The 13,841-nt window shown below is 58.4% G+C and carries 18 protein-coding genes and 1 tRNA gene; 8 read left to right on the top strand and 11 right to left on the bottom strand.

What is annotated here, in order from left to right; all coding sequences use genetic code 11:
- Positions 1-3: 3 nt before the first annotated feature.
- The 3 genes from HL45_RS13795 (at position 4) to HL45_RS13785 (ending at position 1,546) form a co-directional block, all read left to right on the top strand.
- Positions 4-75, top strand: a tRNA-Ala gene (locus HL45_RS13795).
- A gap of 577 nt (positions 76-652) precedes the next feature.
- Positions 653-1,129 carry an Lrp/AsnC family transcriptional regulator gene (locus tag HL45_RS13790; protein WP_049972047.1) on the top strand — a complete coding sequence of 159 codons (477 nt, stop codon included), beginning with the start codon at positions 653-655 and terminating at the stop codon, positions 1,127-1,129.
- Between the two features lie 111 nt (positions 1,130-1,240).
- Positions 1,241-1,546, top strand: a complete 306-nt coding sequence (locus HL45_RS13785) for a HalOD1 output domain-containing protein (RefSeq protein ID WP_049971647.1) — start codon at positions 1,241-1,243, stop codon at positions 1,544-1,546.
- On the opposite strand, the gene HL45_RS13780 is transcribed toward HL45_RS13785, so the two are convergent.
- From HL45_RS13780 to HL45_RS13755, 6 genes are all read right to left on the bottom strand, one after another.
- Positions 1,547-2,161 (bottom strand): uracil-DNA glycosylase, encoded by a 615-nt coding sequence (locus HL45_RS13780; protein WP_049971646.1) that lies wholly within the window; start codon positions 2,159-2,161, stop codon positions 1,547-1,549.
- Positions 2,162-2,191: 30 nt separating this feature from the next.
- Positions 2,192-3,475, bottom strand: coding sequence for a ribonuclease catalytic domain-containing protein (locus tag HL45_RS13775; RefSeq protein ID WP_049971645.1), 1,284 nt, complete (start codon positions 3,473-3,475; stop codon positions 2,192-2,194).
- A gap of 42 nt (positions 3,476-3,517) precedes the next feature.
- Positions 3,518-3,817, bottom strand: coding sequence for a DUF7562 family protein (locus tag HL45_RS13770; RefSeq protein WP_049971644.1), 300 nt, complete (start codon positions 3,815-3,817; stop codon positions 3,518-3,520).
- Between the two features lie 45 nt (positions 3,818-3,862).
- Positions 3,863-4,342, bottom strand: coding sequence for an RNA-binding protein (locus tag HL45_RS13765; protein WP_049972046.1), 480 nt, complete (start codon positions 4,340-4,342; stop codon positions 3,863-3,865).
- Between the two features lie 161 nt (positions 4,343-4,503).
- Positions 4,504-4,947, bottom strand: a complete 444-nt coding sequence (locus HL45_RS13760) for a hypothetical protein (RefSeq protein WP_049971643.1) — start codon at positions 4,945-4,947, stop codon at positions 4,504-4,506.
- A 7-nt stretch (positions 4,948-4,954) separates the two neighbouring features.
- Positions 4,955-5,398 carry a hypothetical protein gene (locus tag HL45_RS13755; protein ID WP_049971642.1) on the bottom strand — a complete coding sequence of 148 codons (444 nt, stop codon included), beginning with the start codon at positions 5,396-5,398 and terminating at the stop codon, positions 4,955-4,957.
- A gap of 99 nt (positions 5,399-5,497) precedes the next feature.
- On the opposite strand from HL45_RS13755, the gene HL45_RS20885 reads away from it, so the two are divergent.
- Entirely contained in the window at positions 5,498-5,638 is a 141-nt protein-coding gene (locus tag HL45_RS20885) for a hypothetical protein (RefSeq protein ID WP_158413702.1), read from the top strand.
- Positions 5,639-5,675: 37 nt separating this feature from the next.
- Positions 5,676-6,035 (top strand): cell division protein SepF, encoded by a 360-nt coding sequence (locus HL45_RS13750; RefSeq protein WP_049971641.1) that lies wholly within the window; start codon positions 5,676-5,678, stop codon positions 6,033-6,035.
- Here the strand turns inward: HL45_RS13750 and HL45_RS13745 are convergent.
- Genes HL45_RS13745 through HL45_RS13735 form a run of 3 tightly spaced genes read right to left on the bottom strand, consistent with a single transcriptional unit; the run spans position 6,032 to position 8,073 of the window.
- A complete protein-coding gene (locus tag HL45_RS13745; RefSeq protein WP_049971640.1) occupies positions 6,032-6,424 on the bottom strand; it encodes a DUF5611 family protein in 393 nt (130 codons plus the stop codon). The two genes, HL45_RS13750 and HL45_RS13745, sit on opposite strands and share 4 nt — an antisense overlap.
- Positions 6,425-6,474: 50 nt before the next feature.
- The gene (locus HL45_RS13740; protein ID WP_049971639.1) at positions 6,475-7,383 is read right to left on the bottom strand and encodes a DUF7093 family protein; all 909 of its coding nucleotides are present in this window, start codon (positions 7,381-7,383) and stop codon (positions 6,475-6,477) included.
- 51 nt (positions 7,384-7,434) lie between these two features.
- Positions 7,435-8,073, bottom strand: a complete 639-nt coding sequence (locus HL45_RS13735; RefSeq protein WP_049971638.1) for an FAD-dependent oxidoreductase — start codon at positions 8,071-8,073, stop codon at positions 7,435-7,437.
- Between the two features lie 91 nt (positions 8,074-8,164).
- On the opposite strand from HL45_RS13735, the gene HL45_RS13730 reads away from it, so the two are divergent.
- From HL45_RS13730 to HL45_RS13720, 3 genes are all read left to right on the top strand, one after another.
- Entirely contained in the window at positions 8,165-9,922 is a 1,758-nt protein-coding gene (locus HL45_RS13730) for a 2-oxoacid:acceptor oxidoreductase subunit alpha (protein WP_144240091.1), read from the top strand.
- Positions 9,919-10,782 (top strand): 2-oxoacid:ferredoxin oxidoreductase subunit beta, encoded by an 864-nt coding sequence (locus HL45_RS13725; protein ID WP_049971636.1) that lies wholly within the window; start codon positions 9,919-9,921, stop codon positions 10,780-10,782. Before HL45_RS13730 ends, HL45_RS13725 begins: the two co-directional genes overlap by 4 nt.
- Positions 10,783-11,148: 366 nt before the next feature.
- A complete protein-coding gene (locus tag HL45_RS13720) occupies positions 11,149-12,381 on the top strand; it encodes a digeranylgeranylglycerophospholipid reductase (RefSeq protein WP_049971635.1) in 1,233 nt (410 codons plus the stop codon).
- Positions 12,382-12,600: 219 nt separating this feature from the next.
- Here the strand turns inward: HL45_RS13720 and HL45_RS13715 are convergent, their stop codons facing one another.
- Together HL45_RS13715 and HL45_RS13710 are read right to left on the bottom strand one after the other, a co-directional pair.
- Positions 12,601-13,344 (bottom strand): 4-phosphopantoate--beta-alanine ligase, encoded by a 744-nt coding sequence (locus HL45_RS13715; protein ID WP_049971634.1) that lies wholly within the window; start codon positions 13,342-13,344, stop codon positions 12,601-12,603.
- Between the two features lie 167 nt (positions 13,345-13,511).
- Positions 13,512-13,721 carry a hypothetical protein gene (locus HL45_RS13710; RefSeq protein WP_144240090.1) on the bottom strand — a complete coding sequence of 70 codons (210 nt, stop codon included), beginning with the start codon at positions 13,719-13,721 and terminating at the stop codon, positions 13,512-13,514.
- Positions 13,722-13,841 lie beyond the last annotated feature (120 nt).

Here is a 13,841-nt window from a genome sequence, read left to right as displayed (position 1 = left end):
CGAGGGCTCGTAGATCAGTGGCAGATCGCTTCCTTCGCAAGGAAGAGGCCCCGGGTTCAAATCCCGGCGAGTCCACTACTTTCACTCCACTGCGTTCCGTTCAAGTAGTGGACTCGCCGACCTTCGCAAACAGACCGCCGTTTGCTCAGTCCCGGCGAGTCCACGACGAACGCAGTGAGGGATGGACGAGCAGGATTTCAATTAGACAAGACGCGTGACCCAGTCATTGGCTAACTTGCCTATCGCTCATTTCATTCGCTATCATTCAATCATCACCTCGCTAATCTCCCTCCGATTTCCCCATCTCAACCACCGTTTCATACCGAATTCAACTCCAAAAACCCACCTAAACCCCCGATTCCAACCAAACAGCCTATTCCAGTATATCCAACCGTTTCACACCGTTCGGTCGGGCTCCGTCCCCGTTATTCGGAATATAATGAAGGGGGTAGCGGTCTTCGTATGAAATACGCCCGGAGCCCGGGTGTGACAGACCCGGCACGTGTTCGACGGCGCCGGAGGCCCTGGTGGCGAGCTGGCCTCTCGCCAAGTTTCGGCCATGCCTCCCACGAAAGTTTGTCATCTCGAACTCATGCCGACTTTTTCGGACAGCAACCAACAACCAACAGCGACGATTTCAATATTCACCATTATGAGCAAGGATTCACTCGATGACGTTGACCGCGGCATTCTGCACCTGCTTCAAAAAGACGCGCGTAACACGACCACGACCGAAATTGGCGAAGCGGTCGGCGTCTCGGCCAGCACGGTCGGCAATCGGCTGCAGCGACTCGAAGACGAAGACATCATCAAGGGGTATCACCCGCAAATTGACTATCACAACGCCGAGTTCCCACTTCGTGTCCTCTTCATCTGTACCGCGGCGATACCCCGCCGCGAGGAACTTTCGGAACGCGCGCTCTCCGTAGATGGCGTGGTAAACGTTAAGGAGATTATGGCTGGTGTCGAGAACGTTCACGTCGAAGCGGTTGCGCCGACTCGTGAGGAAGTCACGGCCGTCGGAAAGACGCTCGACGAAATCGGATTGGATGTGGTCAACGAAGTGCTCGTGAAAGACGAACGTGTACAACCGTTCGACCATTTCGGTCAGGACGAAGTCTCCGAGTGACTGATAGTCGGAATTATTTCGTATTTGGGAAATTACGGTGTTTATAATTGGATTTGGACAGATTCATCCGTCATACTTATCTGCTGACGAATCCTCCTCAGCAGTACCGGAATGGACCGAACTTCCTACCGCTTGGAGGACGATGAACGCCCAAGCACTGCCGTCATCAATGCGATTGCAGACTACGAAGGTTTGTCGCCGGACGAAATCCGTCCGCAACTGTACGACGCCGTAGACCCGGATGCACTGGATTCGCTGTTCCAACCGCGAGTCGATGGTAAGTTCAGACGCGGCGGAAGGGCTGTCTTCACGTACCGAGGCTATCGAATCACCTACGAGAGTGATGGGTGGATACACGTACACGACAATCAGAGCGCCGCTTCGGGAACCTCCGAACACACTCCTGCTGACGAATAGTTAGCGGAGTTTTGCGAGTTCGTCCCCGATGGCGGTGACGTACTCCGCTCGGTCGTATCCGAGTCGTCCAATCCAGATATTGTCGTACGATGGGTGCAACAGTGGTAACGACATCACGCCGAGCCGTTCGCATTCAACCGGGGAGAGAACACAGTCGAGAAAGCCGTCCAACCGAATGGATTCGAAATCGAACAGGGCTTTGGTGGCGTGTTTTCCCGTCGGAACGACGACATCGGGGTTCACCTGCTCGATTTCCGCTCGCAGGTGGGCGAAACAGTTGTCGAGTTCGCTTTTGCGTGGTTCCCGATTCGAACCGTCTTCCCCTTCGGGAAAGCATTTAACGGCGTTCGTAAAGTAGGGTTCGTAGCCGAGTTCGGCGAACAGCGAGCGAATTTTTCCGCCCGAGTAGCGCGTGGTGTACGCCATTCCTGTCCAGTTACCGCCTTGCCACTGTTCTGCGTCGGGGTCGCCGTAACCGGGTGCTTCACCGACGACCATCACGTCAGCATTGAGCGGCCCGGTTCCCCACGAAATCCGATTTCGACACGAAACGAGTTCGGGACATCGTGAGCAGTTCGGCGAGAGAACGTTGCGCGAGTCAGGAAACGGCGGCATTCGATTTTCGATTGATCGTCGTTTGTCGTCTTAGTCGTCTTCTTCGACAATTTCGATGCCGCGGTTGTTGACCGCGTTCGGGTTGAGTCCGACTTCCTCCAAATACTGTTTGTACTCGCGTTCGCAGGCCTCGGCGTCGGCCTGTTTGTCGCTGGCGCGGTCACAGAGCGCAACGAGGTCTTCCGGAACGTCGTTCGAGTAGACGATCCAGTGGTTGATGAGGTCGGAGAGGCGGCGAATCGGACTGGTGAAGTGACCGTAAATCTCGAAGTTGAGCGCGTGATGCCCGCCGAACGGGTCGCTCATGTATCGCGCTCGCGGCATCACCTTCATCACGGCCCACTGAATCTTGTCGAGTTGTCGGCGCGGTGCCTCTTCGAGCGTGGCGTTGACCGCTTTTCGTGGGTCGTCCCACGTACTGCCCGGAATCGAGACGCCGTCCAAATCCTGTATCTCCCGAAGCGCCTTGCTCCACTCGTCCGGCGTCGGTTGCGGGTGGACGCGGTACATCGCCTCGACCCCTCGGCCCCACATCAGTTCGTGTGTGACCGCCTTGTTCGCCTTCAGCATCGACTCCTCGATGAGGGTATGTGCGCGGTCACGCCGCGGGTTGAGGACGAGACTGCCGTCCTCTTTGCGCTGTTCGTGCATCTGGTCTGCGAGTTCGAACGACAGTTTGCACTCCTCGTGAAGTGGAGCGTCTTCGTCGTCGATGCGTTCCTCTGCCTGCGCGTAAGTGAGTCGCTCGTCGCTCTGGATGACGGATTTGTAGATGTCGATGGTTTCGTAGGAGAGGTTCTCCTTGTCGAGGTGCATCTCCACCGTGTGCGCGAGTCGGTCTTCGTTGGGCACCAGAGAACAGACCGTCTCCGCCAGCATCGGCGGGAGCATGTGAATTGTGTAGGACGGCAGATACACCGTGTTGCCGCGTTTGACCGCTTCCTCCCACATGTTCGTCTCCGGGTTGACGTAGTGAGTCACGTCGGCGATGTGCACCCACAAAACGTACTCGTCCTCGCGCTCTTCGACGGAAATCGCGTCGTCGAAGTCCTGTGCGTCGATGGGGTCTGTCGTCCACGTCGTCATGTCGCGCAGGTCTTTGCGCTCTTCGGCTTCGTCTTTAATCTCCTGTTGGATGCCCTCGGTTCGCTTTTCGGCCTCGGTCATCACGGCCTGTGGAAATTTGTCCCGAATCTCGAACTTTTCGAACAGTTTCTCCCGCTTGTCTTCGAGTCGCTCGGCGAGTTCCGGCGAAATTTCGACCGGCCCTTGACCTTCGGCGGTTCCCGCCTCGGCCTGCGCGTCGCTTGTCATGGCCGAACCTAGGAGAGTCGGGCAGTTAGTCGTATCGACTGGTCAGCCTTCCCGCTCTTCCAGCGGGCCATAGCGATTTCGAACAGCGGTTTCGTACCGGGTGAAAAACGTCTCCTGTTCGATGACTCCGGCGTCGATTTCGACGAGGAGGGTTTCTAGTTCGTCTCGCGGTTGGTGACAGAGGCCGCGGTGACACGCTTTACAGAGGTGCTCGAAGGACTTGCCGTTTCGCTCCCAGCGGTTCCCCTCTTTGTCGTATTCGCGGGCCGCGCTACGGAGGACGGCGTCGCCACATGCGATGCAAACGACGGTCTTCTCCCGGTTCCGCCGGGAACCCCACATACTGCTGCGTTCGCCGTGCTCCCACTTCTCCTTTTTGTCACTATTTCAAACTGAGAACTCGAAGAGGTCGTCACCGACGTAATGAACCGACTCAACTACTTTTCCGGAATCTCCGACCATGTCGTCGCCGGTCGTCTTCGCGCGTCCGATGGCGAGTACTTTGCCGTGGGTTTCTTCCGCGATGGCGACGAGGTCGCCCGATTCGATGTCGTCGTCCGCTTCGACGATTCCCGGGCGCATTACGTCCGCACCGCTACTGACGAACGACACGGCACCGGAATCGACCGTGACGACTGCGTTCGTCGGCGGATACGCGTTTGCACCTTGTACTGTCAGGAATGGTTCGTCACCGACGTACACGACGAACTGCTCGCCGTCCACGAGGACGAGGTCGAACTCGGTTCCTTCCAACTCCACGAGTTCGTAGGTGTCCGCATCGAGTTCGACGCCGACCGTGTTTTCGAGTGCCGTTTCGATTTCTCTGACCTCGTCGCTTCGAAGGTGATGACGAGATTTGACCTGCATATCCGCAAATGCGTCGTTTTCCGGCATAAACCCACCCGTTTGTCCTGCAAGGGACGAACCGAACGTGGAACCACCGATTCCACCGCCTATTGATACTTCGTTGGAACAGTTTGAAACGGAGAACTCGCCTACCGTCATAAAAAATGCCAGTGGTACCGTGCTCAGAAGCTGAACGTTCGTGATGGTGCTTCCGTTTTTCCGTAGGCGTTCGTGAGGACGGCCCGATATTCGTAGGTCACGCCGCTTTCTTCGCCGATTGGGTGTCCGGTGTACGTCTCGTATGGCCCGACCTGAAGCAGTTCCGTGTCGTTCGGGAAGCCAGTACCTTGTTCTCCCCACTCGAACCACGCATTTCCGCCGTCGCCGTTCGACCAGCCGCTCAGTTCTACCTCGCCGTTGGAGACGGTGTAGTGCCCTGTTCTCGGTGCCGCTGGTGGGCTACCGGTACCACCACCACCACCGCCGCCGCCACCGTCGTCGCAGTCGGGGCACGGCATATCCGCGCTTGCGCTTCCCATCACCGAAAGGCCACTCATCGCCGCGAGAGTCGTTCCGGACAGTTTGAGCACGTCGCGTCGTGATGTACGGTCGTTTTGCTTATTCATGGCTTTGTTAGAACGAGAACGTCCTCGTCGCGCCCTCGGTGCGTCCGTATGCGTTGAACGCGACGGCGCGATATTCGTAGGTTACTCCACTCACTTCGCCGACCGGATTTCCGGTGAACTGCTCGCCCGAATAATCCACGACGCGGAGTTCGGTGTCGTTCGGGAATCCGTCGCCCACTTCGCCCCACTCGAACCACACGTCGGCGTCGGCCTCGGATGCCCACCCGTGGAGTTCGACCTCACCGTTTTCCACGAGATACAGTCCCGTTCTCGGTGCCGACGGAGGACTGCCGGTGCCGCCACCACCGCCGCCTCCTCCGGGGTCACATCCGTAACACGGAACGTCCGCACTTGCGCTTCCCATCATTGAAATTCCACTCGCGGCCGCGAGGGCAGTCCCCGATAGCTTGAGTACGTCCCGCCGTGACGCACGTTTGTCTTTCTCTACCATACCGTTAGTAAAATACTACGCCAGATTATATAATTTTCTATAGTGGAAATTTAAAACAATAGTTGCATATCTATTTACTCTATTTGTAACAACGGGAAAATGAGCAATTATTGCCGCGAAGATTGGCGCTATGACTCAAATCAGGAGTTGCTCGTCGGAATGGATTTGCGGCCGTCCGGTGCACACGTTCCGCGGATTCCGAACCCGGCCAGTAGTTGTTCGGGTTCTCGCGGCGTCTGACGTAAGAACTATACTCGTTCGCTTGCCCCATCATGCTATGGGATTCATGAATAAGATTCTCGGCGAGGGTCCATCTGGAAGCACCGAGGATTACGTCGAACTCGATTTGGACGATTTCGAAGCTGCACCCGACGAAACGCGGGTGAGCGTTCACATCGCCGAAATCGGCGGCCAACAGGATGTTATCGCCATCAAAGACGCCGTCTACGACGGCGACATCGTCATCGCGGACATCACTCGACTTCGAACCGAAGATACCACTGTCGAGCGAATTACCGACGAACTGCAGCAGGTCGCTCGTGAAGTCAACGGTGACATCGTCCAGAAAGGCGACGACCAACTCATCGTGACGCCGACGGGCGTCAACATCAGTCGGAAGAAACTCGGGCGTAATTAGACGTTGTCGGGCGTGTCCGCTTTGTCTTCGACGGTTCGTTTTAGAGAGTCACGACGCGCTTTCGCGTCGCGGCCAGTCGCTTCGAGAAGGAACTCGTTTTTCTTGCTGACCGCGTCGGCGGCGGCGTCCGCGTTCCCTTCCGCGATGACATCCTCCGCGGGGCGCTCTTGAAAGTCAACTGCGAGTTTGTCCTTCTTCCCACTGTACGATGCCGCGCCTGCGATAATGCGCTTGAACACTGGGTTGTCCGGTTCCTCGACCACGTAGAGTTCGTGTCCGTCGAACTCCTCGGTTCCGGTAATCGGGCCGAAGTAATCCTCGATGCTGGCTTTCAGGTCGGGCATTCGGTCCTCGAGATGCTCACCGCGTCGCATTTTGTACTGTTTCATGGGTTGCTCCGTGATTGGATGGGTGGATGTTTACTCTTTTCGCGTCGCGTTTACTCTTGTTCGCTTAGATAACCTCGCCGACATTCGGGACAGATGTCCCCTGCGCGGAGCGACGACCCGGTCGCTGCGCCGCCGAGTTCGCCACATTCGGGACAGATGAGGTCTGCGTTCGGATTCGATCCCGAGGCTTGGTCGGGTTTCGGGGCCTCGCGTGCACGAGTGAATCCGGTTTCGGTCTGCGGTTCCGGTCGCGTCGTCCTGACGAATCCGGTGTCCTCGCGCGGTTCGGCTTCGACGACTTCCGTCCCGTCGTCCGTCTCCGGCGCGCTTTCCGGCGTCAATCCGCCGCCGAAGTCCACGTCGGCGCGGCCACCGTCGCCGACTTCGGCGTCGAAGCCTTCGTCTTCCATTCCCGTGTCGGGCCATTCCGTCGCTCCGCTCCCTGCACCATCGACGTTGGTGTCTTCGGGGTCGGGCCACTCGCCGTGTCCGCGTCCGGTGTCGTCGTCGTCCGCTTCCTCGTCGTCATCAAGGATGACGCCGTCGTCTTCTTCGGCACTCTGTGGCGGTTCGAAATCGTCGTCGTTGAAGCTCACCGGTTCCTGCGCCGATGCCGCCTCTGCTGGCGGTTGCGTCTCGGAGACGATTTCCGCCTCACCGTCTCCCGATTCGGACATGCTCACCGGTTCCGCCTGTCCTCGCGGTTCAGACTGCCGTTTTGGTTCTGTCTGTCCACCCGATTCTGCCTGTTCCCGACTCGCTATCGGTTCCGGCGTCGGTTCCGGTTCCTCGATTGCGGTTATCTCTTTGTTCTCGCTGACGACCTGCTGGTCGCCACAGCGAGCGCACTCTTGGAACTCTCTGACCGTCACTACCACTTCGTTGCCTTGTTCTTCTCGCTCGCGCTCGATTTCGGACTCGCCGTAATCGTGCCCCAGCAGCGAACACCTGAGACCCATTGGGTGTGGGTTATTTTCACGCCGTAATAAAAGGGTACTGCTTTCTTCGGTTTAGCCGAAATTTTCACTTTTGGCGTCATCTGGCTCGTGACCGGTCGCCGTCAGCACTGTATTTGCCTCCTCCAAGAAATCGGCGAAGCCGTAGACGAACAGTTGCCCTGACGCGCTTTCAAGTGCGTCCGTCACTTCCTCGCCCTCGGCCAGCGGTGTGGCGGTCACTACGACTGTTGCACCCGCGGCTTCGAGTTCCCGAAGGCGCTCTTCGTGCGCCGGGTCGTCGTCCTGATAGATGACCACGGCCTCGCCGCCGTCGGCAATCGCGCGTTCTGCGATGCCGACGGCTGGTCCGACGCCCGGCCCGCCCGCGAGGACGACGACGCTTTCTTCTCCTTCGTAGTACGACCGGCCGAACGGGCCATCGACGGAGACGGTGTCTCCCGATTCCAGTTCCGCGAGCCACGGACTCAAATCGCCGTCGGGGTCGATGCCGACCGTAATTTCGAACGTCCCGTCGGTGTCCGGCGACGAGAGCGTGTAGTGGCGCGTGATTTCCTCGCCATCTACTTCGCCGCGAACCTGCACGAACTGTCCCGGTTGGGCGTCGAATTTTGCCGGAGACTCCAGTTCGAGTGCAATCGTGTTGTTGCCGACCGTTCGTACCGCTCGCACGATAATTTCGGTGCCTTCCATAGCTATCTGTTTGATCTTTTCCGCCAAAGTGTTTCGCGTGCTGGCGGGTCTGCTTCAGAAGGTTTTTGATTTGTCACCGGGTAGCGTAGCAGTGATGCAAGACCTGAACTGGGCCATCGGCGGCGAAGCCGGCGATGGAATCGATTCGACCGGGAAAATTTTCGCGCAGGCACTCTCCCGCGCGGGGCGACACGTCTTCACGTCGAAGGACTTCGCGTCCCGTATCCGAGGAGGATACACCGCGTACAAAATCCGGTCGTCTACGGACCAAGTCGAGAGCGTCGTCGATAGATTGGACATTCTCGTGGCGCTCACCCAGCGGACGATAGACGAGAACTTAGACGAACTGCACGAAGACAGCGTCATTATCTACGACGGGGAGCGCACGGAAATGGAAGACGTGGACATCCCCGGTGAGATGATCGGGCTGTCCGTTCCGCTTCGCCGACTCGCCGAAGATGCTGGCGGTGCCATCATGCAGAACACAGTCGCACTCGGCGCGGCCTGTGAAGTGGCGCAGTTCCCAATCGAGAATCTCGACAGCGCACTGGACAAGAAGTTCGGTGCCAAGGGAGAGGCAATCGTCGAGAACAACAAAGAAGCCGCCCGTCTCGGCGAAGAGTACGTGCAAGAGGAGTACGACCACGACTTCGCCTACGACATCGAGACGACGGACAACGACTACGTCCTACTCAACGGTGACGAGGCAATCGGTATGGGCGCTCTTGCCGCCGGATGCCGATTCTACTCGGGCTACCCCATCACTCCCGCGACCAACGTGATGGAGTACCTCATGGGTCGTATCCAGCACTTCGGCGGCACCGTGGTACAGGCCGAAGACGAACTGTCCGCCATCAACATGGCGCTCGGCGCGGCACGCGCAGGAGCGCGCTCGATGACGGCCACGTCCGGCCCTGGTATCGACCTGATGACCGAGACGTTCGGCCTCGTCGCACAGAGCGAGACGCCGCTCGTCATCGTTGACGTGATGCGCTCCGGCCCATCGACCGGGATGCCGACCAAGCAAGAGCAGGGCGACCTGAACATGACGCTGTACGGCGGTCACGGCGAGATTCCTCGATTCGTCGTCGCACCGACGACCGTCTCGGAGTGTTTCCAGAAGACCATCGAAGCGTTCAACTTCGCCGAGAAGTATCAGACGCCGGTGTTCCTGCTGGCCGACCTCGCAATGGCGGTCACGGAACAGACGTTCTCCCCCGAGGAGTTCGACATGGACGCCGTCGAAGTTGACCGCGGCAAAATCGTGGACGAGAACGACATCGAGGCGTGGACGGACGAACAGGGTCGTTTTCAACCGCACTTCCCGACCGCGGACGGAATCAGCCCACGTGCCTTCCCCGGAACGACGGGTGGCGCACACATGTCCACCGGTTTGGAACACAACTCGCTCGGTCGCCGTACCGAGGACACGGAAACCCGCGTCGAGCAGGTTGACAAGCGAAACCGCAAGGTCGAGACGGCCGAGGAAAAAGAAGACCTGAGTCCCCGCGAGTTCGGTGACTCGGATTCGGATACGCTCGTCATCTCGTGGGGTTCGAACGAAGGGCCGATGCGCGAAGCCCTCGGCTTCCTCGAAGACGACGACGTCAGCGTTCGATTCCTCTCGGTCCCGTACATCTTCCCGCGTCCCGACCTGACAGAAGACGTAGAGGCCGCGGACGAGGTCATCGTGGTCGAGTGTAACGAGACGGGGCAGTTCGCCAACGTCATCGAGCACGACACCCTTACCCGCGTCGAGCGAATTAACAAGTACAATGGAATCCGGTTCAAGGCAGACGAACTGGCCGACGAAATCAAGGCGAAACTCGGAGAGGAGGTAACAGCATGAGCTCAGACGTTCGATTCACCGACTTCAAGTCGGACAAACAGCCCACGTGGTGCCCCGGTTGCGGGGACTTCGGGACGATGAACGGGATGATGAAAGCGCTCGCCGAAACCGGCAACGACCCGGACAACACGTTCGTGGTCGCCGGTATCGGCTGTTCCGGTAAAATCGGGACGTTCATGCACTCCTACGCCATCCACGGCGTTCACGGACGTGCGCTTCCCGTCGGAACGGGCGTCAAACTCGCCAACCCAGACCTCGAAGTGATGGTCGCGGGCGGCGACGGTGACGGTTACTCCATCGGTGCTGGTCACTTCATCCACGCGGTTCGCCGCAACGTGGACATGTCCTACGTGGTCATGGACAACCGCATCTACGGCTTGACGAAGGGACAGGCATCCCCGACCAGCCGCGAAGACTTCGAGACGAGCACGACGCCGGAAGGCCCGAAACAGCCGCCGGTCAACCCGCTCGCCCTCGCGCTCTCCGCCGGTGCGACGTTTATCGCCCAGTCGTTCTCGACTGATGCGCGTCGTCACGCCGAAATCGTGCAGAAGGCAATCGAGCACGACGGCTTCGGCTTCGTAAACGTCTTCTCGCCGTGTGTCACGTTCAACGACGTGGACACCTACGACTACTTCCGCGACGCTATCGTTGACCTCGCGGACGAAGACCACGACTCGAACGACTACGACGCCGCAAAGGAGAAAATCCTCGACGCGGACAAGGAGTACCAAGGCGTCATCTATCAGGACGAGGATAGTGTTCCGTACAGCGAACTCCACGGTATCGAGGGCAACATGTCCGAGATTCCCGACGGTGCGCCCGAGGACGCGATGGACCTCGTGCGCGAGTTCTACTGAGCGGCACACACGCAGTAGCGTACCGTTATTTTTGTTTCGTCTGTATCCTCTCGCCCAGAGCCACGACGATCTCTTTCATCTCTCCTGTCTTTCCCAGTTCGATTCACGGACTTCGTGATTGATTCCCCGTTTTTAGCCGATTTCTGCCCTCTTCCATGCGACTCATTCGCTCATTCTCGGGGGCGTTTGCGTCTGTTTTTTATGATATGGACAGTAACACCGTGTCAAGATGACTGCGGAAACATGCGACATTGCCATCGGTGGCGTGGGACGCCATTTTGCCGGGTCGGTCGATTTCGACTTACCGGGGCGAGTTCCCAGAATAGAACGGAAAACCTCCTCTTTCTGTGACACTGAGGGACGATTATGACCGAGCATTTCGACGTCGTCGTTGCCGGTGCTGGCCCTGCCGGTGCGCAGTGCGCGCGGGATTTGGCCCAGCGCGGGCACGACGTGGTCGTCCTCGAAGTCGAGGGCGAAGACGAATTCCCGAAACAGAGCAACAAATCCACTGCGGGAACGTTCTCCTCGATGATGGCCGCGTTCGGGATTCCAGACGATGTGGTGATGAACTACACCGACAACGTCGTCCTCGAATCGCCGAACGAACATTTCGTGCAAGAACAGCCCGGAGCAGTCCTCGAATTCGCTGACTTCAAGCGATTTTTGGTCGAGGATAGTCGAGAAGAGGGGGCCGAATACTGGTTCAACTCGCGCGTCTCGAAGCCCATCATGGAGGGCAACGACATCGTCGGCGTTCGACACAGCGGGAATCACGAAGTGTACGGCGACATCATCATCGACGCGACCGGCCCGAGTGCGCCCCTCGCAAAGAGCCTCGGCGTGAGCAACCTCAAACGGGAAAAGCAGGCTATCGGCATCGAGTACGAACTGGAAGGCGTCGATATGGATTGTGACGGCTACGCAGACCTCACGGACGCGATGATGCTCCGCCTCGACCACGAACTCGCGCCGGGCGGATACTCGTGGATTTTCCACACCGGGGAAGACACCGCGAAGGTCGGCCTCTGTTACATCCAGAACGAGAGCCACCACGATTACGCGAAGGAGGGCATGGGCATCGACGACTACATGCAATACTGGCTCGACAACGACCCACGATTCGAGAGTGCCGAGCGAATCGCGGGCAAACAGCACCGCGGGTCGGCACACATCCAGATGCCGGGCGGCCTCAGCACGGACAACTTCATGGCAATCGGGGATACGGTTCCGACCGTCGACCCGCTCTGGGGCGAGGGAATCCATACGGGTATGAAATCCGGCCGCGCCGCCGCGATAACCGCCGACCGTTGTTTCATGACCGCCGAATCCGACACCTCCGCCGACAAGATGTCCATCTACAACAAACTCTGGCACGGCGACGTTGCCCCGCAAATGCGCACCCGTCTGCTCATGACGCAACTGCTCTACCTCGCCGAAAACGAACGCTACGATACGCTGGTTCGTGACCTGAAACGAATCGGCGACGATGTGCGAAGCAAAGCAAATTCCGGGAAGATTCTCGGTATCTTGGAACTGCTTCACTGGGAGGACATTCCACTGCTGAAGCGATTCGTCAAAGAACAACTTCCTGTCTGAGTATCGCTTTCTGTGTCGCGGATTTTAGTGGTCGAGGGTAGAGATTGTGGCGACGATTTAGATTTTCTCTACCGTGTTCGAGAATACGAATACATGACTTCGGCGGTCGCAGTCGCTCTGGTTTTCGAGGCACCAACGTTCATCGAACCACGATTTGCTATCAAAACCAACCCATTCTACTTCGTCACAGCCGTCTCCTGAAAATCGTCGGCTTAGTCGCTAAATATCTCGAATCGCGTTTTCCGCTTCTTTCAGCGCCGTCTCGCGGTCGAAACCTTCGACAATCGCTTTCAGTTCGTCAGGAGACGCATCGGCAAGGTTGCGCGCGTGGGCGGTCATGTTCGGCACCGCTCGCATGATGTTGTCGATAATCGGAATCGCGGCGGTTCGCGGCGAGCGCGAGAGTGGATTCAGGTCGATGACGAGTTCCGTCTTCCCCATTTCGGCGAGCGCCTCGGCGCGGTCACCGTCTTCCAGCGGAACCAACACTACGTCCGCGCTGTAGATTCCGTCCTCGTCCACCTTTCCGCGTTCGTGTTCCAAGCCGGGGATTCGGGCGTCCGCGGTGAGTCCTTTGACCTCCTCGGCACCGTGTTCGCGCAGATGGTCGGCGATAGCCTGCATCCGCTCGTCCGTGCGATTGAACAGGTTCACTTCGATGTCCGCGCCCGTCGCTTCGGCGAGTTCTACGATTTCGCCGGGAACCAGCGCCGCGACGTTTCCATTCACGGAGAGAACGGCGTGCTCCGCGAGAAGCAGTTGGGCTGACGCCGCCCGTTCCGCTTCGTCCGCACTCGGAAGGGTTTCTTCCCCCAACAAGTAGTCGAACGACTCGCCGCGGCCCTCCGCGATGAGGCCCTGTTTGCTCGTGATGCCTTTTTCGACACCCTCCTCGATTCGATGGCGCGTGAGAAGCGATTGGTAGCGCGGATGATCTTCCGGAATCTCCACCTCGTCGGTCATACCCTCTTCTGCGAAGTGAGCGCTAAAAACGGACATGGTTTTATTTCCGGTTTCTTCGTGAGGGTTGCGAACCGTGTTTCTCGTGACTGAGTTTGTGGCGGTATGTGGAGTCGGCAACTGCTCGCACTTTTCAACTCTCTCTACTGGTTGGCAGTTGCCGACTCCAATCAAACCGCTCCGCCTCCGCACTGCCTGCTCGCGGTTGCACCGTCGTCTCGCGGCTTCGCCGCTCGACTGTCCGCGGGACTGCGTTCCGCGCTACTCGCGTTCGAGATTTCGAAGAAATCTCGTTCGCCACCCGCCTCCCCCAACCGATTGCGTTTTTCACTCCGGAAGCGCAAGCTCTTCGTGCTCTCGTTCACTCCTTCGCCGCTCACGAGAACTTCGTCGCGATACCTGCGGGCCACGGCCACAGGTCAGCGAGTCGTTTCGCGTCTCGCAAGCCTCATCCCTCGTACGCTTCAGCGAGACAATTCGGACGACGTGTCCTCACAGTC

This window comes from Haladaptatus cibarius D43 (assembly GCF_000710615.1).
GTDB lineage: Archaea > Halobacteriota > Halobacteria > Halobacteriales > Haladaptataceae > Haladaptatus > Haladaptatus cibarius.
The sequence above is the reverse complement of the archived record's forward strand: the minus strand, read 5'-3'. Positions and strand labels throughout refer to the sequence as shown.

Excerpts from the sequence above, each read along its gene's own strand:
- HL45_RS13790 (WP_049972047.1), top strand. The coding sequence starts at position 653 with ATGAGCAAGGATTCACTCGATGACGTTGACCGCGGCATTCTGCACCTG.
- HL45_RS13785 (WP_049971647.1), top strand. The coding sequence starts at position 1,241 with ATGGACCGAACTTCCTACCGCTTGGAGGACGATGAACGCCCAAGCACT.
- HL45_RS13780 (WP_049971646.1), bottom strand. The coding sequence starts at position 2,161 with ATGCCGCCGTTTCCTGACTCGCGCAACGTTCTCTCGCCGAACTGCTCA.
- HL45_RS13775 (WP_049971645.1), bottom strand. The coding sequence starts at position 3,475 with ATGACAAGCGACGCGCAGGCCGAGGCGGGAACCGCCGAAGGTCAAGGG.
- HL45_RS13770 (WP_049971644.1), bottom strand. The coding sequence starts at position 3,817 with ATGTGGGGTTCCCGGCGGAACCGGGAGAAGACCGTCGTTTGCATCGCA.
- HL45_RS13765 (WP_049972046.1), bottom strand. The coding sequence starts at position 4,342 with ATGCAGGTCAAATCTCGTCATCACCTTCGAAGCGACGAGGTCAGAGAA.
- HL45_RS13760 (WP_049971643.1), bottom strand. The coding sequence starts at position 4,947 with ATGAATAAGCAAAACGACCGTACATCACGACGCGACGTGCTCAAACTG.
- HL45_RS13755 (WP_049971642.1), bottom strand. The coding sequence starts at position 5,398 with ATGGTAGAGAAAGACAAACGTGCGTCACGGCGGGACGTACTCAAGCTA.
- HL45_RS20885 (WP_158413702.1), top strand. The coding sequence starts at position 5,498 with ATGAGCAATTATTGCCGCGAAGATTGGCGCTATGACTCAAATCAGGAG.
- HL45_RS13750 (WP_049971641.1), top strand. The coding sequence starts at position 5,676 with ATGGGATTCATGAATAAGATTCTCGGCGAGGGTCCATCTGGAAGCACC.
- HL45_RS13745 (WP_049971640.1), bottom strand. The coding sequence starts at position 6,424 with ATGAAACAGTACAAAATGCGACGCGGTGAGCATCTCGAGGACCGAATG.
- HL45_RS13740 (WP_049971639.1), bottom strand. The coding sequence starts at position 7,383 with ATGGGTCTCAGGTGTTCGCTGCTGGGGCACGATTACGGCGAGTCCGAA.
- HL45_RS13735 (WP_049971638.1), bottom strand. The coding sequence starts at position 8,073 with ATGGAAGGCACCGAAATTATCGTGCGAGCGGTACGAACGGTCGGCAAC.
- HL45_RS13725 (WP_049971636.1), top strand. The coding sequence starts at position 9,919 with ATGAGCTCAGACGTTCGATTCACCGACTTCAAGTCGGACAAACAGCCC.
- HL45_RS13720 (WP_049971635.1), top strand. The coding sequence starts at position 11,149 with ATGACCGAGCATTTCGACGTCGTCGTTGCCGGTGCTGGCCCTGCCGGT.
- HL45_RS13715 (WP_049971634.1), bottom strand. The coding sequence starts at position 13,344 with ATGACCGACGAGGTGGAGATTCCGGAAGATCATCCGCGCTACCAATCG.